The 21,291-nt window shown below is 72.4% G+C and carries 16 protein-coding genes; 9 read left to right on the top strand and 7 right to left on the bottom strand.

The window, feature by feature from the left end; all coding sequences use genetic code 11:
• Positions 1-45 precede the first annotated feature (45 nt).
• The 3 genes from AB0L45_RS22950 (at position 46) to AB0L45_RS22960 (ending at position 3,142) form a co-directional block, all read left to right on the top strand.
• Positions 46-702 carry a DUF3000 domain-containing protein gene (locus AB0L45_RS22950; RefSeq protein WP_365842716.1) on the top strand — a complete coding sequence of 219 codons (657 nt, stop codon included), beginning with the start codon at positions 46-48 and terminating at the stop codon, positions 700-702.
• Positions 703-1,118: 416 nt separating this feature from the next.
• Entirely contained in the window at positions 1,119-1,781 is a 663-nt protein-coding gene (locus tag AB0L45_RS22955; protein WP_003985651.1) for a response regulator transcription factor, read from the top strand.
• An 83-nt stretch (positions 1,782-1,864) separates the two neighbouring features.
• The gene (locus tag AB0L45_RS22960) at positions 1,865-3,142 is read left to right on the top strand and encodes a ribonuclease D (protein ID WP_365842719.1); all 1,278 of its coding nucleotides are present in this window, start codon (positions 1,865-1,867) and stop codon (positions 3,140-3,142) included.
• A 43-nt stretch (positions 3,143-3,185) separates the two neighbouring features.
• On the opposite strand, the gene AB0L45_RS22965 is transcribed toward AB0L45_RS22960, so the two are convergent.
• Positions 3,186-3,851: a PepSY domain-containing protein gene (locus AB0L45_RS22965; RefSeq protein ID WP_365842721.1), complete on the bottom strand. Its 666-nt coding sequence runs from the start codon at positions 3,849-3,851 to the stop codon at positions 3,186-3,188.
• Positions 3,852-4,166: 315 nt separating this feature from the next.
• Between AB0L45_RS22965 and AB0L45_RS22970 the strand changes: the two genes are divergently transcribed.
• Both AB0L45_RS22970 and AB0L45_RS22975 read left to right on the top strand, forming a co-directional pair.
• The gene (locus AB0L45_RS22970) at positions 4,167-5,387 is read left to right on the top strand and encodes an acetyl-CoA C-acyltransferase (protein WP_365842723.1); all 1,221 of its coding nucleotides are present in this window, start codon (positions 4,167-4,169) and stop codon (positions 5,385-5,387) included.
• Positions 5,384-7,510 carry a 3-hydroxyacyl-CoA dehydrogenase NAD-binding domain-containing protein gene (locus AB0L45_RS22975; protein WP_365842725.1) on the top strand — a complete coding sequence of 709 codons (2,127 nt, stop codon included), beginning with the start codon at positions 5,384-5,386 and terminating at the stop codon, positions 7,508-7,510. The genes AB0L45_RS22970 and AB0L45_RS22975 overlap by 4 nt, the downstream gene beginning before the upstream one ends.
• An 88-nt stretch (positions 7,511-7,598) precedes the next feature.
• On the opposite strand, the gene AB0L45_RS22980 is transcribed toward AB0L45_RS22975, so the two are convergent.
• The 3 genes from AB0L45_RS22980 to dxs form a co-directional block, all read right to left on the bottom strand.
• Entirely contained in the window at positions 7,599-8,114 is a 516-nt protein-coding gene (locus AB0L45_RS22980; protein WP_365842727.1) for an NUDIX domain-containing protein, read from the bottom strand.
• Positions 8,115-8,158: 44 nt separating this feature from the next.
• Complete coding sequence (locus AB0L45_RS22985) at positions 8,159-9,727, bottom strand: amino acid permease (protein WP_365842729.1); 1,569 nt, start codon at positions 9,725-9,727, stop codon at positions 8,159-8,161.
• Positions 9,728-10,096: 369 nt separating this feature from the next.
• Positions 10,097-12,082: a 1-deoxy-D-xylulose-5-phosphate synthase gene (gene dxs, locus AB0L45_RS22990; protein ID WP_365842731.1), complete on the bottom strand. Its 1,986-nt coding sequence runs from the start codon at positions 12,080-12,082 to the stop codon at positions 10,097-10,099.
• Between the two features lie 371 nt (positions 12,083-12,453).
• On the opposite strand from dxs, the gene AB0L45_RS22995 reads away from it, so the two are divergent.
• The 4 genes from AB0L45_RS22995 to AB0L45_RS23010 all read left to right on the top strand — a co-directional run bounded on the left by AB0L45_RS22995 (position 12,454) and on the right by AB0L45_RS23010 (position 17,861).
• Entirely contained in the window at positions 12,454-13,236 is a 783-nt protein-coding gene (locus AB0L45_RS22995) for an ABC transporter ATP-binding protein (RefSeq protein ID WP_365842733.1), read from the top strand.
• Positions 13,237-13,239: 3 nt separating this feature from the next.
• Complete coding sequence (locus tag AB0L45_RS23000; RefSeq protein ID WP_365842735.1) at positions 13,240-15,861, top strand: FtsX-like permease family protein; 2,622 nt, start codon at positions 13,240-13,242, stop codon at positions 15,859-15,861.
• A 72-nt stretch (positions 15,862-15,933) separates the two neighbouring features.
• Positions 15,934-17,307 carry a sensor histidine kinase gene (locus tag AB0L45_RS23005; protein ID WP_365842737.1) on the top strand — a complete coding sequence of 458 codons (1,374 nt, stop codon included), beginning with the start codon at positions 15,934-15,936 and terminating at the stop codon, positions 17,305-17,307.
• Positions 17,202-17,861, top strand: a complete 660-nt coding sequence (locus AB0L45_RS23010; RefSeq protein WP_365842914.1) for a response regulator transcription factor — start codon at positions 17,202-17,204, stop codon at positions 17,859-17,861. The genes AB0L45_RS23005 and AB0L45_RS23010 overlap by 106 nt, the downstream gene beginning before the upstream one ends.
• A gap of 62 nt (positions 17,862-17,923) precedes the next feature.
• Here the strand turns inward: AB0L45_RS23010 and AB0L45_RS23015 are convergent, their stop codons facing one another.
• The 3 genes from AB0L45_RS23015 to AB0L45_RS23025 form a co-directional block, all read right to left on the bottom strand.
• Entirely contained in the window at positions 17,924-19,210 is a 1,287-nt protein-coding gene (locus tag AB0L45_RS23015; RefSeq protein ID WP_365842738.1) for a sugar ABC transporter permease, read from the bottom strand.
• Positions 19,207-19,995, bottom strand: coding sequence for an ATP-binding cassette domain-containing protein (locus AB0L45_RS23020; protein ID WP_365842740.1), 789 nt, complete (start codon positions 19,993-19,995; stop codon positions 19,207-19,209). The genes AB0L45_RS23015 and AB0L45_RS23020 overlap by 4 nt, the downstream gene beginning before the upstream one ends.
• Before the next feature lie 107 nt (positions 19,996-20,102).
• Entirely contained in the window at positions 20,103-21,212 is a 1,110-nt protein-coding gene (locus tag AB0L45_RS23025) for a substrate-binding domain-containing protein (RefSeq protein WP_365842742.1), read from the bottom strand.
• Positions 21,213-21,291: the final 79 nt, after the last annotated feature.

A 21,291-nucleotide genomic window follows, 5' to 3' on the forward strand; every position in this document is an offset into this window, starting at 1 on the left:
GTGTCCTCCCTCACCGAGCGGCTCCTTCCGCCTAACCTTCCGGGCATGGCTGCGGCTCACGAACACCTCGCGGACAGCGCGGACAACGTCCCCATCCCCTTCCGTCAGGCGATCGAGGCGCTCCGCACAGCACGGGTGCGTCCCGAGATCGAGATCGAGCCGACGCCCGCGCCCAAGCGCCTCGCGCCCTACGCGTACGCGCTGGAGGCGGCGGTCGTCGAGCCGGGCACCGGGCCCGACGGCGAGGACACGGACCTGGCCGACGGGAGACTGGTGCTGCTGCACGACCCGGCCGGGCACGAGGCCTGGCAGGGCACCTTCCGCGTGGTGACGCTGGCGCGCGCCGAGCTGGAGCCGGAGATGGGCTCCGACCCGCTGCTCCCCGAGGTCTCCTGGTCCTGGCTCACCGGGGCGCTGGACGCGCGCGGTGTGCGGTACGGGGAGCCCAGCGGCACGGTGACCCGGGCCAGTTCCCACTACTTCGGCGGGCTCGCGGAGCGGGCCCCGGCGACCCAGATCGAGATGCGCGCCTCGTGGACCCCGGAGGAGGGGCAGGGCGGGGTGCCGGATCTCGCGTCCCACCTCTGCGCGTGGTGCGACCTGCTGTGCCAGGTGGCGGGGCTGCCGCCGGTGGCTCCCGAGCCGTCGCCGCGCGGCGGGGTCGTCCCGCTGCCGCAGCGCCGGGGGCCGCAGGCGCGCTGACGCGCTGACGCGCCGGGCGTGTGGATGTTTCAGGGGGCGCGTGCGTCCGTCCGCCCTCCGGCGTGCGGGTGCGCCCGCCCGCGTACGGCTGCGCCGGGTGACGTACCGGAGCGCTACCCCGCGCGGCCGCGCGCCCGCAGGCGTATGCCCGCGCCCCCCGCCGCGCCACCTGACAGGACGACAGGTTCCGGCCTGCCCCACGACGCTCGAACGGGTTCTCGGCAACCTTCCGCCGCCGCATCACTCCAAAGTCGATCAAGCGACCGATTTGACCGAAATGAACCAACTAAGTTGAGATCAAACTCTAAAGTCGGGCCGGTTTGGTGCCGAAGAGGTCAGTGACCCTTCAAAGACGGAGCATTCCGACTCGCCCCCTTATGTCGGCACCCGTCCCGCCACTCCCCCCAGGAGGCCCGGTGTCAGTTCTCCTCGAGCAACCTTCGAGCCTGGTCGCCTACCGCCCGAACAAGCCGACGGCCATGGTCGTCGTGGCCGACCCTCGCGTCCGCTCCACCGTCACCCGCCACCTGTGGGCCCTCGGAGTACGTGACGTGATCGAGGCGTCGTCCATCGCGGAGGCCCGTCCCCGCGTCGGCAGCCCGCGCGACATCTGCGTTGCCGACGTCCACCTGCCCGACGGCTCCGGCCTGACCCTGCTGTCCGAGACCCGGGCCGCGGGGTGGCCCAACGGCCTCGCCCTGTCCGCCGCCGACGACATCGGCGCCGTACGCAACGCCCTGGCCGGCGGCGTCAAGGGCTACGTCGTCACCGGCACCCGTACCAACCTCGGCCTCCCCGGCCGCCCCGGCGCCGCGCCCATCGGCGCCAACGCCGCCCGCATGCACCGCCGCCCCCCGGGCGCCCCCGGCCACCCGGGCGGCTACCGCGAACTGTCCGGACGCGAGGTCGAGGTGCTGCGGCTGGTTGCGGAGGGCCAGTCCAACAAGGCCATCGGCGTCTCGATGGGCCTGTCGGCCCTGACCGTCAAGAGCCACCTCGCCCGCATCGCCCGCAAGCTGGGCACCGGAGACCGGGCCGGCATGGTCGCCGTCGCCCTGCGTACCGGCATCATCCACTGACTTCCGCCGCCGAATCCGCCGTCACGCCCGTCGAGGGAACGTTCCCTCGGCGGGCGCCGTGCATACACAGATACTCTTGACTGGTGACCGACGCCCAAAAGACCGCAGAAGACTCGACACTGCGAACATCCGGAGACTCCCCTCCGGACACCCGCCCGGCGCCGGTCCCCCTACTGGAACCGCGCGAGGGCACCCCCGCCGTGACGGCGACGGCCGACGGACTTGCCGAAGTCGTGTCGGCCTTCGCGGCCGGTACCGGCCCGGTGGCGGTGGACGCCGAGCGGGCCTCCGGCTACCGCTACGGCCAGCGCGCCTACCTCGTACAGCTGCGCCGCGAAGGTGCCGGCAGCGTCCTGATCGACCCCGTCGGCTGCCCCGACCTGTCCGCGCTGGGCGAGGCGATCTCCGACGCCGAGTGGGTGCTGCACGCCGCCACCCAGGACCTGCCGTGCCTGCGTGACATAGGCATGATCCCGTCCCGCCTCTTCGACACCGAGCTGGCCGGCCGCCTCGCCGGCTTCGCCCGGGTCGGCCTCGGCGCGATGGTGGAGAACGTCCTCGGCTACGCCCTGGAGAAGGGCCACTCGGCGGTCGACTGGTCCACCCGCCCCCTGCCGGAGCCCTGGCTGCGCTACGCCGCGCTCGACGTCGAGCTGCTGGTGGACCTGCGCGACGCCCTGGAGGAGGAGCTGGACCGGCAGGGCAAGCTCGAATGGGCCCGCCAGGAGTTCGCGGCCATCGCCGCCGCTCCCCCCGCGCCGCCCCGCAAGGACCCCTGGCGCCGCACGTCCGGCATGCACAAGGTGCGCCGCCGCCGGCAGATGGCCGTCGTACGGGAACTGTGGACCGCCCGGGACCAGGTCGCCCAGCGGCGCGACGTCTCACCGGGCAAGGTGCTCGGTGACGCCGCCATCATCGAAGCGGCACTGAACCTGCCCCCCAACGCGCACGCGCTCGCCGCCCTCACCGGCTTCGGCCACCGCATGGGCCGCCGCCAGCTCGAACAGTGGCAGGCCGCCGTCGACCGCGCCCGCGCCCTGCCGGACAGCGAGCTGCCGCAGCCCGGCCAGCCGCTGAACGGTCCGCCGCCGCCCCGCTCCTGGGCCGACAAGGACCCGGCGGCAGCAGCCCGGCTGTCCGCGGCCCGCGCCGCGGTGACCGCCCTGGCCGAGCACCTCAACCTGCCCCAGGAGAACCTGATCACGCCCGACACCGTGCGGCGCCTGTGCTGGGAGCCGCCCGCCGAGCCCACCGAGGAGACGGTCGCCGCCGTCCTGGCCGGTCACGGCGCCCGCCCCTGGCAGGTCGAACAGGTCGCCCCGATCCTCACCGAGGCCCTGACCACCACCACCGGAGCCTGACCCTCCGGGGGCGGACCGGAGATCCCGGCCCGCCCCCGCCGGTTCAGTCCCGGTCCACGTGTTCGCGCAGGATCTTCCGGTTCATCGCGTCCACGTCGAACGTGGTCTTGTTCCAGTCGTTCGTGGTCACCACGTCCACCGACCAGATCTCCTTCTTCTGGTCGTTGGTGTCCAGCTCCACGGCGGTGACCGTGCCGCTCTTGCGGGCGGTCGCCGTGGCCGCCGCCTGCTGCGGCGTCACACTGGCCCGGCTGAGCCGCTCGGCCAGTTCCTTCTTGTCGTCGCCGTCCTCGTTCTCGGTCTGCGGCTTGTCCGCCTTCCCGGACGCCGCGTCGACCCGTACGGTGCTCTCCGTACCGTCCGAGGCAGCCACCTTCGCGTGCCACTCGGCCTTCCCGCCGGCCCCGCGCTTCAGCTCCACCGCAACCGGCTTGGAGCCTTCCACGGCCCCCGTGGCCGCCTTGAGCGCCTGGTCGTAGGAGACCTTGGCCTCGGGGACGAGGGCCTTGCGGGAGCGCTGGTCCTCGGTCATCGCGCCCGACGACCCGCCGCTGCCGGGCGACTGCGACGGAGCCGCCGAGGAGGCGGGCGCCGAGGGCGAGGCCGACGAGCCGCCCCCGCCGCCGTCGTCGTCACCGCAGCCGGCCAGCAGACCGCCGGCCAGCGCGACAGCGCACACCGCCCCGGCAGCTCGAACACGCTTGGTCATACGCTCACTCCCATCCGTATCCATATCCGCACCATAAGGCCGCAATACGCTGCAAACCTCCCGGGTCGCGCAACCGGCCGACGCCCCGCGAGTGCCCTGCCCCCGCCCCTCCACACGACGAACCCCGGCCACGTCGGCGGCGGAACCGCCCACCGGCCCCACCCGCCGGGCGACACGGAACGCCCACCTCTGTGACCTTCACCGCTTACCCCGGAGGGACTGGGCAGCATGGTTACCCGCAAGTAGCATGAGGAGCGTGACGCGCCCGAGGGCGCGCCCGCAGCAGTGCCACCCCGCACCTGGAGGAGAGCCAACGTGCCTCGTACCGCTAGGGACGTCGTCTTCGTCGACGGCGTCCGCACCCCGTTCGGCAAGGCGGGCCCGAAGGGCATCTACCACGAGACCCGCGCCGACGACCTGGTCGTCAAGTGCATCCGGGAGCTGCTGCGCCGCAACCCGGACCTCGACCCGGCCCGTATCGACGAGGTCGCCCTCGCCGCCACGACCCAGATCGGCGACCAGGGCCTGACCCTCGGCCGTACCGCCGGCATCCTGGCCGGCCTCCCGCAGTCCGTCCCCGGCTTCTCCGTCGACCGGATGTGTGCCGGCGCCATGACCGCCGTGACGAGCATCGCCGGCGGCGTCTCCTTCGGTGCGTACGACATCGCCGTGGCCGGTGGCGTCGAGCACATGGGCCGCCACCCCATGGGTGAGGGCGTCGACCCCAACCCGCGCTTCGTCAGCGAGAAGCTGGTCGACCAGTCCGCCCTCTTCATGGGCATGACGGCGGAGAACCTGCACGACCGCCTCCCCCACCTCACCAAGCAGCGCGCCGACGCGTACGCGGTCCGCAGCCAGGAGAAGGCCGCCAAGGCGTACGCCGACGGCAAGATCCAGGCCGACCTGGTACCGATCTCGGTCCGCCGCACCAACGCCGAGGCGGGCGAGACCGGCTGGGGCCTGGCCACCGCCGACGAGCCGATGCGGCCCGGCACCACGCTGGAGAACCTGGCGAACCTCAAGACCCCGTTCCGCCCGCACGGCCGGGTGACGGCGGGCAACGCGGCGGGCCTGAACGACGGCGCCACCGCCTCGCTGATCGCCGCCGAGGACGTGGCCCGCGAGCTGGGCCTGCCGGTCAAGATGCGCCTGGTGGACTTCGCGTTCGCGGGCGTGGAGCCGGAGGTCATGGGCATCGGCCCGGTCCCGGCGACCGAGAAGGCGCTGGCCAAGGCCGGTCTGACGATCGACGACATCGGCCTCTTCGAGATCAATGAGGCGTTCGCCGTCCAGGTCCTGTCGCTGCTGGACCACTACGGCATCGCGGACGACGACCCGCGCGTCAACCAGTACGGCGGCGCGATCGCCTTCGGCCACCCGCTCGCCTCCTCCGGCGTGCGTCTGATGACGCAGCTGGCGCGGCAGTTCGAGGAGCAGCCGCAGGTGCGTTACGGCATCACGACCATGTGCGTCGGCTTCGGCATGGGCGGCACGGTCATCTGGGAGAACCCGCACTTCGAGGGAGCAGGCAAGTGAGCACCACTACCGAACTGCTGAAGGGCGCGGCCGAGCTGTTCCCGGACGAGGTCGTCACCCAGGCGCACGTACGCCACCTGGAGCTGCCCGGCGCCGGCACCTTCGCGCTGATCACGCTGGACAACGGCCTGGACCACACCAAGCCGACCACCTTCGGCCCGCAGTCGCTGGCGAACCTGGACACCGCGCTCGACCAGGTCGAGGCGGAGGCCAAGGACGGCAAGATCGTCGGCGTCGGCGTCACCGGCAAGCCGTTCATCTTCGCCGTCGGCGCCGACCTCAAGGGCGTCGAGCTGCTCAAGCGGCACGAGGACGCGCTGGCCATCGGCAAGGGCGGCCACGACGTCTTCAAGCGCCTGTCCGGCCTGGCCGTGCCGACCTTCGCGTACTACAACGGTGCCGCGATGGGCGGCGGCGTCGAGGTCGGTCTGCACTGCACGTACCGCACCGTCTCCAAGGCGCTGCCCGCCTTCTCGCTGCCCGAGGTCTTCCTCGGCCTGGTGCCCGGCTGGGGCGGCTGCGTCCTGCTGCCGAACCTGATCGGCGCCGACCGCGCGGTCTCGGTGATCATCGAGAACTCGCTCAACCAGAACAAGCAGCTCAAGGGGCAGCAGGTCTACGACCTGGGCATCGCCGACGCGATCTTCGAGGGCGCGGACTTCCTGGAGCAGTCGCTGCTGTGGACCGCCTCGGTCCTCAAGGGCGACACCGAGGTCGTACGGGCCGACGTCGACCGCGGCGAGGCGTGGGACCAGGCCGTGCAGCGCGGCAAGGCCATCGCGGACAGCAAGGTCCACGGCGCCGCCCCGGCCGCCTACCGCGCGCTGGACATCATCGCCGCCGCCAAGAACGGCGATCTGCGCCAGGGCTTCGACGCGGAGGACCAGGCCCTCGCGGACCTGATCATGGGCGGCGAGCTGCGCAGCGGCATCTACTCGTTCAACCTGGTGCAGAAGCGCGCCAAGCGCCCGGCCGGCGCCCCGGACAAGTCGCTCGCGCGCCCGGTGACCAAGGTCGGCGTGGTCGGCGCGGGCCTGATGGCCTCGCAGCTGGCGTTGCTGTTCGCCCGCCGTCTGGAGGTGCCGGTCGTGCTGACCGACATCGACCAGGCCCGGATCGACAAGGGCGTGGAGTACGTCCACGGCGAGATCGACAAGCTGCTCCTGAAGGGCCGCGTCAACCAGGACAAGGCCAACCGCCTGAAGGGCCTGGTCAGCGGCCACCTCGACAAGGCCGCCGCCTTCGGCGACGCGGACTTCGTCATCGAGGCCGTCTTCGAGGAGATGGGCGTCAAGCAGCAGGTGTTCGCCGAGGTCGAGGCGGTCGTGCCGGAGCACGCCATCCTGGCCACGAACACCTCGTCCCTCTCGGTCACCGAGATGGCGTCCAAGCTCAAGCACCCCGAGCGGGTCGTGGGCTTCCACTTCTTCAACCCGGTCGCGATCCTGCCGCTGCTGGAGATCGTGCGCGCCGAGAAGACCGACGACGCGTCGCTGGCCACCGCCTTCTCCGTCGCCAAGTCGCTGAAGAAGACGGCCGTGCTGGTCAAGGACGCCCCGGCGTTCGTGGTCAACCGCATCCTGACCCGCTTCATGGGCGAGATCCAGAACGTCATCGACGAGGGCACCCCCGTCGAGGTCGCCGAGAAGGCCGTCGAGCCGCTCGGCCTGCCGATGTCGCCGCTGGTACTGCTGGAGCTGGTCGGCCCGGCGATCGGCCTGCACGTCTCCGAGACGCTGCACGGCGCCTTCCCGGAGCGCTTCACCGTCTCGCCGAACCTGGCCGCCGTGGTCAAGGCCGGCAAGCGCGGCTTCTACGTGTACGACTCCGGCAAGCCGGAGCTGGACCCGGAGGTCAAGGCGCTCCTCAAGCAGGGCGACACCGTCCTGACCGAGGAGCAGGTCCGCGACCGCGTCCTGGACGCCGTCGCGCAGGAGATCGGCCTGATGCTGGACGAGGGCGTGGTCGCCGAGGCGCAGGACATCGACCTGTGCCTGATCACCGGCGCCGGCTGGCCCTTCCACCTGGGCGGCATCACGCCGTACCTGGACCGTGAGGGCGTCTCCGAGCGCGTCAACGGCAAGAAGTTCCTGGCCCAGGGCGTGGCGAGCGTGCCCGCCTGAGCCGGTACGGCAGCTGCGCCGCCTGCCCCGGTACCGCCGCACCCGGCGGTACCGGGGCAGGCGTGTGCTCAGCGCGGGCCGGCCGCCCTCAGTGGTGCCACGGCAGCCGTACGGGCTCGGCCGGCACCCGGCCGCCGCACAGGTCCGCGAGCAGCGGCGGCAGCCCGTACGGGAAGACCGTCTCCGCCGTCGTCGCCAGCTCGTCCGCGGCCCACCACCGGTGTTCCACCATCGCGGTGCGCTCGTGCGCCTCGAAGCCCGTGGTGTCCACCGTGTGGCGGGCGACGCGGTGCAGGAAGAACACGTCCTCGAACACGCCGTGGGCCCAGGTCAGCTCCGCGTACCCGGAGGCACGGGCGACCAGCGGCCCCAGCGCACCGGGCGCCACCCGCAGCCCGGTCTCCTCCGCCAGTTCCCGCGCCGCGGCGGCATCGAGCGCCTCCCCCTCGCGCACGCCGCCGCCGGGGGTGACCCAGCAGTGTCCGGCGTCCGGGCGGGCGGGGTCCAGGAGGCTGCGGAAGAGCAGCAGGCGGTCGTCCGCGTCGAGCAGCAGTACGCGGGCGGAGCGGCGTACCGGGGTGGAGGTGGTCTCGGTCTGTGACATCCGCGCAGCGTACGGCCGCGGCGACGGCGTACGACAGCGGCTTTTCACCGGCCGCCCGGCTCGCTCCCCCGGCCCGCGGGCCGGTTCATCCGGCTGTGCCGGCGCCCGTAGGCGAAGTACACGACGAACCCGAGCAGCATCCACACCGCGAACCGCAGCCACGTCTCCGCGGGCAGGTTGAGCATCAGCCAGAGCGAGGCGAGCACCGACAGGGCCGGGACGAACGGCACCAGCGGGGTGCGGAAGGAGCGGGGCAGGTCCGGGCGGGAGCGGCGCAGGATGACGACGCCGAGGGCGACCACGACGAAGGCGAACAGGGTGCCGATGTTGACCAGTTCGGCGAGCTCGTCGATCGAGGTGAAGCCGGCGACGACGGCGACCACGGCGCCCAGCACGACGGTCGAGCGGTACGGCGTGCCGAAGCGCGGGTGGACCTGCGAGAAGACCTTCGGCAGCAGGCCGTCGCGGCTCATCGCGAAGAAGACGCGGCTCTGGCCGAGCAGCAGGATCATGCAGACCGAGGTCAGGCCGACGGCCGCGCCGAAGCTGATCAGGCCGGCCCAGAAGGGGTGCCCGACGGCCTTGAAGGCGTCGGCGAGCGGGGCGTCGGTGGACAGTTCGCTGTACTTCTGCATGCCGGTGACGACGATCGACACGGCGACGTACAGCACCGTGCAGATGGCGAGCGACCCGAGGATGCCGCGCGGTACGTCGCGCTGCGGAAGGCGGGTCTCCTCGGCGGCGGTGGCGACGATGTCGAAGCCGATGAAGGCGAAGAAGACGACCGCGGCGGCCGCGAAGATGCCCATCACCCCGAAGTCGGCCGGGGTGAAGCCGAAGACGAGCTGGGACAGGGGTGCGGCGAGGCCGTCGCTGCCCTCGGTGGCCCGGCTCGGCGGGATGAACGGCTCGTAGTTGGCGCCGGTGATGAAGAAGGCGCCCGCGATGATGACGAGCAGCACGACGGTGACCTTGATACCGACGATCACCGAGGTCACCCGGGACGACAGCTTCATGCCGACGACGAGGATGGCGGTCAGGACCAGCACCAGGACACAGGCGAGCAGGTCGAACCCGAAGGCGCCCTCGTGCGTGCCGGACAGGCTCTGCGGCAGGTGGACCCCTCCGGTGTCCAGCAGCGAGCGGACGTAGCCGGACCAGCCCACGGCGACCACCGCGCAGCCCAGCGCCAGCTCCAGCACCAGGTCCCAGCCGATGATCCAGGCGGGCAGCTCACCGAGGGAGGCGTACGAGAAGGTGTACGCGGAGCCGGCCACCGGCACGGTCGAGGCGAACTCCGCGTAGCAGAGCGCGGCCAGTGCGCAGACCAGGCCGGCGGCGACGAAGGAGAGGGCCACGGCCGGGCCCGCCGTCTCCTTGGCGATCTTTCCGGTGAGGACGAAGATGCCGGTACCGATGACGACGCCGACGCCGAAGACCGTCAGGTCGAGGGCGGAGAGGGACTTCTTGAGCGCGTGTTCGGGCTCTTCGGTGTCGCGGATCGACTCCTCGACCGTCTTGGTCCGGAACAGGCCGCTGCGGCGTACCCCGGTGGGATCCGCGCCGCTGCCGCTCTCCGGTCCGTTTCCCCTGCCCCGATGTGTGCTGCTCATGGGCCAACCTCCGCCTGGACGACCGTCGCGACTCGTGAACTGACCGAGTCTGCGCAATGGTCGGGACGAGTACGGTGCGGCGGGCCTGCACACGGCGGGGATTCACCCGATGGTACGGACGGGTGGATATGCCGACGGGCCGGTGGTTGCACCCGTTCGGGTGGCCCACCAGCCCATCGTATGACCGTTCAGCGATGTTTGTGCAGATGTTGCGCGTCGGTTTTGTGCCGTCTTGGGCGGCGGGTGCGCGTCCGGTGAACGGCCGGTGCGTGCGGTCAGCTCTTCGTGCGGATGGCAGCCACGTGACGCACGCATCTTCTCCACAGGAGGAACCGGCCGGGCCGGTTCCTCCTGCCGTTCCCGTCGCCGTCAGTCGCGGGCGGCCTCGGCCCGCTCGGCGCCGTCCGCGGCACCGACGGACTCCGCGCCCACGGACTGCGCGGCGTCCACGGAGCGGTCCGTGCCCTCGTACCGGCCGTCGATCTTGGAGACGAGACCGGTCACCTGCCGGGCGATGTCCGGCGCGGTCAGCCCGATCTCGGCCAGGATCTCCTTGCGGGAGGCGTGGTCGAGGAAGCGCTCCGGAATGCCGAAGTCACGCAGCGGTACGTCCACGCCCGCGTCCCGCAGCGCCTGCGCGACGGCGGAGCCGACACCGCCCGAGCGGCTGTTGTCCTCGACGGTGACCACGACGCGGTGCCCGTCGGCCAGGCCCGGCAGCGCCGGATCGACCGGCTTGACCCAGCGCGGGTCCACCACCGTCGTGGAGATGCCCTGCTTGTCGAGCAGGCCGGCGATCTCCAGGCACATCGGTGCCAGCGCGCCCACCGACACCAGCAGGACGTCGGGCCGCTCGACGCCCGCGCCGGGCTCGCGCAGCACGTCCATGCCGCCGATCCGGCCCACGGCCTCGACCGCCGGGCCGACCGCGCCCTTGGAGTAGCGCACGACGGTCGGCGCGTCGTCGACCTCGACGGCCTCGCGCAGCTGGGCGCGGACCTGGTCGGCATCGCGCGGGGCGGCGATCCGCAGGCCGGGCACGACCTGGAGGATCGACATGTCCCACATGCCGTTGTGCGAGGCACCGTCGGTGCCGGTCACCCCGGCCCGGTCCAGGACGAAGGTGACACCGCACCTGTGCAGCGCCACGTCCATCAGCACCTGGTCGAAGGCCCGGTTGAGGAAGGTCGCGTACACCGCGAAGACCGGGTGCAGGCCGCCGGTGGCCAGGCCCGCGGCGGAGACGGCGCCGTGCTGCTCGGCGATCCCGACGTCGTACACCCGGTCGGGGAACTCCTTGGCGAACTTGTCCAGGCCGACCGGCTGCAGCATGGCGGCCGTGATCGCGACGATGTCCTCGCGCTCGTGACCGAGCTTGACCATCTCCTCGCCGAAGACGGAGGTCCAGTCGGCGCCGGAGGAGGCGATCGGCAGGCCGGTGTCGGGGTGGATCTTGCCGACGGCGTGGAAGCGGTCCGCCTCGTCCTGGAGGGCGGGCTGGTAGCCGCGGCCCTTCTCGGTGAGGCAGTGCACGATGACCGGGCCGCCGAAGCGCTTGGCGCGCTGGAGCGCCGACTCCAGGGCCTCGATGTCGTGGCCGTCGATCGGGCCGACGTACTTCAGGCCCAGGTCCTCGAACATGCCCTGCGGCGCGATGAAGTCCTTCAGGCCCTTCTTCGCGCCGTGCAGCGTCTCGTACAGCGGCCTGCCGACGACCGGGGTGCGCTCCAGGAGGTCCTTGCCGCGCGCCAGGAAGCGCTCGTAGCCGTCCGTCGTGCGCAGGGTGGCCAGGTGGTTCGCCAGCCCGCCGATGGTCGGCGCGTAGGAGCGCTCGTTGTCGTTGACGACGATGACCAGCGGGCGGTCCTTGGCGGCGGCGATGTTGTTCAGCGCCTCCCAGGCCATGCCGCCGGTCAGCGCGCCGTCCCCGATGACCGCGACGACATGATCGTTTTTGCGCAGCACCTCGTTGGCCTTGGCCAGGCCGTCGGCCCAGCCCAGCACGGTGGAGGCGTGGCTGTTCTCGATGACGTCGTGCTCGGACTCGGCCTGCGAGGGGTAGCCGGACAGGCCGCCCTTCATCTTCAGCTTCGAGAAGTCCTGCCGGCCGGTGAGCAGCTTGTGGACGTAGGACTGGTGCCCGGTGTCCCACAGGACCTTGTCCTTCGGGGACTCGAACACCCGGTGCAGGGCGATGGTCAGCTCGACCACACCGAGGTTGGGGCCGAGGTGTCCGCCGGTCTTGGAGACGGCGTCGACGAGGAAGGTACGGATCTCCCCCGCCAGCTGCTCCAGCTGCTGCGGTCCTAGTCGGTCCAGATCGCGCGGTCCCTTGATGCGGGTCAGCAGCGCCACCCGTGCCTCCTTGCTGTCGAGCTGGTTCGAGCGATTCGTGCTGCTTCGTGCAGATTCGCCTGGTTGTAGCTGGCTCTGGCTGGTCGAGCTTGCCGATCTGCCGAGTCTAATGTTCCGCTTGCGGCGGCGGAGAACGGGCTGTGCGATGTATGTCACGCGGATGGCGGTTTCGCGGCTCCTGTCCCCCGAGGGCTCCGGCCTTCGTCCGAAAACCCGCCCCTGGGCTCATATACGACGCCCCGCACCGGCGGCACGGTTCCGCCCCACCGGGCGCACGGCCGTCAGGTGGAGTCTTCTCCACCCGGAAAACGGGATCTGGCACCCGTGCCCGGCCCGGCCCCGCCCCGCTTGACTGGCGCCACGCCGTGGACATGACGTGCACGGATTCCCCAGGTCGAGGAGGAACGGTGCCCGTCACCGGAGTCGGCGTCGAGCAGGCCGTGACGCTCAGCGCGGTGGTCAGGCTGTACGGCCGCGGCAACAACAAGGTCCCCGCCCTGCGCGGTGTGCACTGCGCCTTCGGCCGCGGATCGTTCACCGCGGTGATGGGCCCCTCGGGGTCGGGCAAGAGCACCCTGCTCCAGTGCGCGGCGGGCCTGGACCGCCCCACCTCCGGGCGGGTGCTCCTCGGCACCACCGACCTCGGCACCCTGACCGAGACACAGCTGACCAGGCTGCGCCGGGAGCGGATCGGTTTCGTCTTCCAGTCCTTCAACCTCATGCCGTCGCTGACCGCGCGCAAGAACGTGGCGCTGCCGCTGCGGCTGGCCGGGCAGCGCCCCGGCCGCGCCCAGGTGGACGCCGCGCTCCAGCAGGTGGGACTGGGCGACCGGGGCGGCCACCGGCCGGCGGAGCTGTCCGGCGGCCAGCAACAGCGGGTGGCCGTCGCCCGCGCCCTGATCAGCCGGCCCGACGTGCTGTTCGCCGACGAGCCGACCGGTGCGCTGGACACCGGCACCAGCCGTGAGGTGCTGGGCCTGCTGCGGTCCGTGGTGGACCAGGCGGGGCAGACGGTGGTCATGGTGACCCACGATCCGGTCGCCGCCGCCTGGGCCGACCGGGTGCTCTTCCTGTCCGACGGTGCGGTGCACGGCGAACTGGCGGCCCCGACGGTGGCCACGGTGAGCGAGCACCTGGCACGGCTGGGCGGCTGACCCGTGCTGACCCTCGCCCTCTCCACCCTGCGCGCCAGATGGGCGCTCTTCGCCGGCACCTTCGTCGCGCTGGCGCTCGGCGTCGCGCTGCTCGCCAGTACGGGTCAGGTCCTCGATGCCACCCGGGGCACGCCCGAGTCCGGCAGTCCCGGGCGTTACGACGCCGCGGCCGTCGTGGTGCGGGCCGGCCAGACCTTCACCGTCGGCTTCGGCTCCGGGGACGGTGCGTACGACCAGCGTCAGACCGCCACCACGCCGCACCGCATCGAGGACGCGCGGCGGACCGCCGAGACCGTACGCAGGGTGCCCGGCGTACGGCAGGCCGTCATCGACCGCTCGCTGCCCGCCCAGGTGGTGGCCGGTGACGCCGGTGCCGCGGCCGGCCGCCCGGTCGGCCACGGCTGGTCCAGCGCCCGGCTCACCCCCTTCCGTCTCACCGCGGGCCGCGCGCCCGCCGGCGACGGCCAGGTGGTGCTCGCCGCCGCGCTGGCCGAGCGCGCCGGCGTGACCGTCGGCGACCAGGTCCCCGTGGTGACCCCGCAGGGCCGGCGGGAGATGACCGTCACCGGCATCGCGGCGCCTCCCGGCAGGGGCGGGGTGCCCGGCGAGGCCACCGTCTTCTTCTCGGACGCCACCGCCCAGCGGCTGTCGGCCGACCCGGACCGCGCCGACGCGGTGGCCGTGCTCGCCGAGCCGGGCACCCCGGCCGCGGCCCTCGCCCGCCGGATCACGGCCGTGCTGCCGGATTCCCTCACGGCCGGGACCGGGGCCGCCAAGGGCGGTGACCCGAGCGCCGCCCCGCGCGCCGCGGCGCTCGGCGACGTGGCCACGCTGCTCGCCGTGACGGCGGTGATCGCCGGCTTCGTGTCGGTCTTCGTGGTGTCGGGCACCTTCGCCTTCGCCGTCACCCAGCGGCGCCGGGAACTGGCCCTGCTGCGCACCGTCGGCGCCACCCCGCCCCAGGTACGCCGCATGATCATGACGGAGTCGGCGGTGCTGGGCGCCGTCGCCTCGGCCGTGGGCTGCGGCCTCGGGGCCGCCGGCGGCCGGCTGGTCGCCGCCGCGCTGTCCGCCGTCGGCCTGGCGCCCGCGGACTTCGCCGTCCCCGTCTCCCCGCCGGTCCTGCTGATCAGCTTCCTGGCCGGGCTCGGCGTGGCGCTGCTCGGTGTGTTCGCCGCCTCCCGCCGGGCCGCGAAGGACAGCCCGGCCGAGACCCTGCGGGACTCCGCGGTGGAGACCCGGGTGATGACGACGGGCCGCTGGATCACCGGCTCGCTGTTCCTGGCCGGGGCACTGCTGCTGTTGATCATGCTGCCCCAGGCAGGCGGCGACGGGGCCGTGGTGATCTCGCTGGTGCTGACCGAGGTCCTGGTCGTCACGATGGTGGCCTTCGCACCGCTGCTCGTGCCGCCGCTGGTACGGCTGGCGGCCATCCCGCCGGCCGCGCTCACCCGCGTCAGCGGCTCGCTGGCCGCTGACCACGCCCGCGCAGCGGTGCGCCGCACCGCCTCGGCCGCCGCCCCCGTCCTCGTCACGGTGGCCGTCGCCGGATCCGTCATCGGCATCACCGGCGCGAGCGCGGCGACCGCCGTGGCCGATGCCCGCAGGCACCTGAAGGCCGACGTGGTGGTCGCCTCCGACGGTGTGGGCCTGCCCTCCGCCGCGCTGCGCGAACTGGCCTCGGTGCCCGGCGTGCGGGCCGCCGCGCCGGTCTCCGGGACCAGCGGTTTCCTCGTCGGCTCCCGTTACGTCATGGCGAGCGGCATCGGCGCGGTGGAACCGCGGAACCTGTCCGGCGCCCTCCGGCTGGAAACGGTCGCGGGGTCGCTGGGCGATCTGCGGGGCGACGCCGTGGCCGTGACGCGGCCGGTGGCCGGGCAGCTGGGCTGGCGGACGGGCGACACGGTCGGCCTCCGGCTCGCCGACGCCACGCAGGTCCGGGTCAAGGTGGCCGCGGTGCTCGGCTCGTCGGCGGGGCTGCCGCCGGTGCTGCTGCCGTGGGACACCCTGGCCCGGTACGCGCCCGGCACGATGGCGGACTCGGTCTACCTGTCGCTGGCGCCGGGCGCCGACCGCTCCGCCGCGACAGCCGCCGCCCGAAAGACCGCGGAGGCGTACGGCGCGACCGCGCACGACCGCGACCACTGGCTGGCCCGCCGCGCCGCCGCCACAGAGGAGGAGGGCCGCGTCCTGGTCCTGGTGCTGCTCGGCACGGCGCTGCTCTACACCGGGATCGCCATCGCCAACACCCTGGTCATGGCGGCCGGGGAACGGGCCGAGGGCATCGCGCTGCTGCGCAGGATCGGCGCGACCCGCGGGCAGGTGCTGCGTACCGTCGTGTGGGAGACGCTGACCGTGGTGGCCGTCGGCGGGACACTGGGCGTGCTCGCGGACGGGGTGACGATGCTCGGCATGGCCCGGGCGCCGGCCGAGTCCGGTGAGGGGGCCGCGTTCCCGGTGCCGTGGCGGGAGATGGGCGCGGTGCTGGCCGGCTGTCTGGCCGTCGCCCTGGCCGCCACGCTCGTACCCACCCTGCTCCAGCTGCGCTCCGCGGGCCGCCCCGCGGAGGCCGGCGAGGACGGGGCGGCCGGTACGCAGGGGCCGGTGCCGGCGAGCGCGGGGTGACGTGGGAGGGCGTGAGACGAAGGCGACCGGCCGCGGGCCCGACGCCCCCGGCAGAGCCTTACCGTGATCCGCATGAGCTCCCCTCCCTTCCGGCAGGCTCTGACCCGGAGTCCGGTCAGCTACCTCACCTCCTCCGCGCCGTGGCGTTCGCTGGTCTACCTCGCCTCGTCGGGCCTTCTCGGGCTGCTCTGCCTGATCGTGCTGGGAGGTGTGGTGGTGTGCGGGCTGCTGCTGTCGGTGGTGGGGATCGGGCTGGTCCTCCTGGCCGGCTCCGTCCTCCTCGGCATCCCGCTGGCCGCGCTGGAGCGGCGGAAACTGCGGTTGCTGGAGGGGCGGCACGCGGACCGGCCGGCCGGCCCGCACCGCGCCGTCGCCCGGCCGGGGCTGTGGCCGTGGCTGCACACCCGGTTGCAGGAGAGCGCGACGTGGCGGGAGTTCGGCTTCGCGATGGTGTCCGCGGTGCTGTTCTCCGTCGTGGACCTGGCGCTGCTGGCCCTGGCCGGCCTGCTGGTCGTACTGATCGTCTTCCCGGTGCACGTGACCCTCACCACCGGGCAGCCGGAGGCGCTGCTGTTCACCGGCCTCGGCATCGCCGTACTGCCGGTGGCCGCGTACGTCCTGGGGGCGGCGGCCGCGGCGCAGTCCTGGTTCGTGCGGCTGATGCTGTCCCCCAGGGAAGGCGAACAGACCGACCAGGTCGTGGAGCTGACCCGCTCGCGGGCCCGGATGGCCGACGCCTTCCAGGCCGAGCGGCGCCGGATCGAGCGGGACCTGCACGACGGGGCGCAGCAGCGCCTGGTGGCGCTGGTGATGACCCTGGGCCTGGCCGAGCTGGAGTGCGGCGCCGCGGACCCGGCGGCCGGCCGGGCCGGCGAACTCGTCGCCCGCGCCCGGCGCGAGGCGAAGCAGGCGCTGGACGAACTGCGCGACCTCGTACGTGGCATCCACCCGCAGGTCCTCACCGATCACGGCATCGCCGCGGCGGTGTCCGAGGTCGCGGTACGGTGCCGGTTGCCGGTGACCGTCGACGTGGAGCTGGCCGGTCGGCTGCCCGCGCAGATCGAGTCGACCGCGTACTTCTTCATCAGTGAGGCGCTCACCAACGTCGTCCGGCACAGCGGTGCCACGGCCGCCACGGTGCACGGCCGGCTGACGGCGGGCCGGCTGACCGTCACGGTCACCGACGACGGCTCCGGCGGCGCCGCACTGCGTGAGGGCGGCGGGCTCCAGGGCCTGTCCGACCGGGTCGCGGTGGTCGATGGGAGACTGGTGCTGTCCAGCCCCCCTGGCGGCCCGACCGCCCTCAGCCTGGAGATTCCGTGCCGGCACCGTCCCTCCGTATCGTCCTGGCCGAGGACTCGGCGCTCGTCCGTGAAGGAATCGCCGAGCTGCTGCACAAGTTCGGCCACCGGGTCGTCCGCGCGGTCGGGGACGCCGACTCCCTGATCACCGCGGTGCGGGAGTGCGCCCCTGACCTCGTCGTCACGGACGTACGGATGCCTCCGGGGCACGGTGCCGACGGGCTGCGCGCCACGATCCGGCTGCGCAGGAGCGACCCGGGGCTCCCCGTCCTGGTGCTGTCCCAGTACCTCGCGAACGCGTACGCCGAGGAGCTGTTCACCCCCGGCGGACCGCCGCGCCGCCAGAGCCAGGGCGGGCTGGGCTATCTGCTCAAGGACCGGATCGGTGACATCGAGGAGTTCGCCCAGGCCGTCGAACGGGTCGCCGCCGGGGCCATGGTGATCGACCCTCAGGTGGTGCAGCATCTGCTGACGGAGCGCGGCCGGCGCCACCAGTACCAGCTGCTGTCCGCCCGCGAACGGGAGGTGCTCGGCCTGATGGCCCAGGGCTGCTCCAACGCGATGGTGCGGGACGCCCTGCACCTCAGCGAAGGCGCGGTGGCCAAGCACATCGGCAACATCTTCGCCAAGCTGGGGCTCTCCCCCGACGACGGCAACCGCCGGGTGCTCGCGGTCCTGGAGTACCTGCGCGGCGAGTGACGCCGAAGCCCCGGGGCGAGGTCTGTGCCTCGGCCCGGGGCTGCTGCGGGTGCGCCGCGCGGTTACGCCCGGCCGGCCGTCTTCTGGGTCTTGCGGGAGACCGAGTCGATGACCACGGCGGCCAGCAGCACGGCACCGGTGATCATGAACTGGACGGCCGAGGCGATGCCCAGGAGGGCCATGCCGGAGGCGATGGACTGGATGACCAGCACGCCCAGCAGGGCCGACCAGGTCTTGCCGCGGCCGCCGAACAGGCTCGTACCGCCGATGACGGCGGCGGCGATCGCGTTCATCAGGAGGCTGCCGGCGCCGGAGGACTGGTTGGCGGCGTTGATCTGGGAGGCCAGGAACATGCCGCCGACGGCGGCCATCGTGCCGGCGAGGGAGAACACCGAGATACGGATCAGCGCGACGTTGATGCCCGCGCGGCGGGCCGCCTCGACGCTGCCGCCCAGGGCGAAGATCTGGCGTCCGTACGTGGTGCGCCGCAGCACGAAGTCGAGCGCCACGACGACGCCGAGGAAGATGACGACCGCCAGCGGCAGGCCCTTGTACTGGTTCAGCAGCCAGGCCACCAGGTAGGCCGGGACGGCGAGGACCACCGTACGCAGGATGATCTCGCTCAGCGGCCTGCTCGGGACGCCCGCGGCCTCCCGGCGGCGCGCGTCGAGCAGGGAGAGGCCGAGGAAGGCGAGGACGGCGACCGTCGCCAGCCCGTACGCGGCGGCCACGTCGGTGAAGTAGTGGTTGGTGAGCTGGGCGACCAGGCCGCTGTCGTCGAGGTTGATGGTGCCGTTCGAGCCGAGGACCTGGAGCATCAGGCCGTTCCAGCCGAGCAGCCCGGCGAGGGTGACGACGAAGGCGGGCACGCCGATACGGGCGAAGAAGAAGCCGTGCAGGGCCCCGGCCACGGTGCCGGTGAGGACCGCCAGGATCAGGGCGGGCCACTCCGGCATGCCGTGGTTGACGTTGAGGACGGCGAAGACCGCGGCGGCCAGGCCACTGACCGAGCCGACCGACAGGTCGATCTCGCCGAGGATCAGCACGAAGACGATGCCGACGGCGATCAGGCCGGTGCCGGCGGCCGTCACGAACAGGTTCGAGAGGTTCTCCGCGCCCAGGAACGCGGAGTCCTGGAGCTGGAAGACGATGCCGATGACGATGAGGCCGACGACGACGGGCAGCGAGCCCAGTTCGCCGCTGCGCGTCTTGCGGCGGAACTCGTCGAGGTAGCCCCGGAAGCCCTGCTGCCGTACGAGCAGCCGCGGGTCCACGGCGGTGACGGCGCCTTCGGCCGCCGGCGCGGCGTCGACCGGCTCGTCGCCGGCCTTGGAGAGGTTGGTGGTCACTTCTTGGCCTCCGCGGTGCGGGCCTTGCGCCGGGTCACGGCATTGTCCGTGGCGCCGGTGATGGCGGAGATGATCTCTTCCTGGGTGGTGCTGCGCACCTCGAAGGTGCCGTTGTTGCGGCCCAGGCGCAGCACCGCGACCCGGTCGGCGACGGCCTTGACGTCGGCCATGTTGTGGCTGATGAGGATGACACCGAGGCCGCGCTCGCGCAGCCGTTCCACCAGGTCGAGGACCTGGGCGGTCTGCTCGACGCCGAGCGCCGCGGTGGGCTCGTCGAGGATGACGACCTTGGGCTCGCCCAGCAGGGAGCGGGCGATGGCGACGGTCTGCCGCTGGCCGCCGGAGAGCGAGGCGATGGGGATGCGCACGCTCGGGATGCGGATGGCGAGCGTGGCGAGCAGTTCGCGGGCGCGGCGCTCCATCTCGACCTCGTCCAGCACCCCGGCGCGCACGATCTCGCGGCCGAGGAAGAGGTTCCCCACGACGTCGAGGTTGTCGCAGAGCGCGAGGTCCTGGTAGACGGTCGCGATGCCCAGTTCCTGGGCGGTGTGCGGCCGGTCGACGGTGACCGGCCGGCCCTCCCACTCGATGACGCCGTCGTCGGCGGGGCCGACGCCGGCGATCGCCTTGACGAGGGTGGACTTGCCGGCGCCGTTGTCGCCGACCAGGGCGACGACCTCGCCGGGGTGGATCTCCAGTTCGACATCGGTGAGCGCCTGGACGGCACCGAACCGCTTGGAGATCCCGCGCAACGCCAGCACGGGCGTAGCGGACACGTGAATCATCTCCTTCGCCGCCTGACCGGCGGGGATGCGCCGTCCGGCCCCCGGCTCGCGGCCTCCGGCCGGCAGGCGGCGGGAGGCGGGCGGTGGGGCCGGGCGGACGGCAGGGCTTACTTCAGGCCGGCCTGGGCGCAGGCGGACTGGAACTTGGCGGTGCAGATCTCGGCCTTGGTGAAGAAGCCTTCTTGGCCGACATACTTGGAAATATCGGCCTTGGTGAGGGCGAAGGGCGTCACGATGACGGACGGCACCTTCTTCTCGGTGGCGCTGTCGACGGTGGACTTGGCGATGCCGTCGAGCTTCTTGCCCTGGGCGAGCGCGACGGCCATCGACGCGGCGGCGTCGGCCTCCGGCTTGTAGGGCTTGTAGACGCTCATGAACTGCTCACCGCTGAGGATGCGCTGTACGGCGGAGAGTTCCGCGTCCTGGCCGGTGACCGGCGGCAGCTTGGTGAACCCGGCGCTCTTGAGGGCGGTGATGATGCCGCCCGCCATGCCGTCGTTGGCGGAGTAGACGCCGATGATCCTGTCCTTGCCGAGCGAGGAGATGGCGCCCTTCATGTTCTCGTTGGCGTTCTCCGGCTTCCACTCCTTGGTGTCGTACTCCTTGCCGATCTTGACCTTGCCGTCGAGCACGGAGTGCGCGCCGTCCTTGTACATCTTGGCGTTCGGGTCGGTGACCGACCCGTTCATCATGACGATCTCGCCCTGGTCGGTCTTGTCGCCGAGCTCCTTGAGCAGCGACTCGCCCTGGATCCGGCCGACCCGCTCGTTGTCCACGGAGGTGTACGCCTTGATCGGGCCCTCGGCCAGCCGGTCGTAGGCGACCACGGGTATGCCCTTGTCGTTCGCCTTCTTGACCGAGGCGGCGATGGACTTGGCGTCCACCGCGTCCACGATCAGCGCGTCGACCTTCTTGGTGATCATCGTGTCGACCTGCTGCTGCTGGACGGAGGGGTCCTGCTTGGCGTTGTCGTAGAGGATCTCGGTGTCCTTGCCCGCCAGCTCGCGGATCTTCTTCTCGATCAGCGGCTTGTCGAACCGCTCGTAGCGCGCGGTCTGGTTCTCGGGGAGCAGGAGGCCGATCGTCAGCGGCCCCTTCTTGTCCTTCTTGGCGTCCGAGTCGCCGCCGGCCTCCTTGGCGGAGCCGCAGGCGGCGAGACCGGCGGCCATCGAGACGGCGGCCGCGGCCACGGCAGCACGACGCAGATGCGTGTTCACGGATGAAACCTCCCTGACGAGGCCGCGTCGTTGCGGCCGAGGTGGCTGGAAGTCAACTCGGCCGCTCGCAGACCGTCAA

It is taken from the genome of Streptomyces sp. NPDC052496 (genome assembly GCF_040679095.1).
GTDB lineage: Bacteria > Actinomycetota > Actinomycetes > Streptomycetales > Streptomycetaceae > Streptomyces.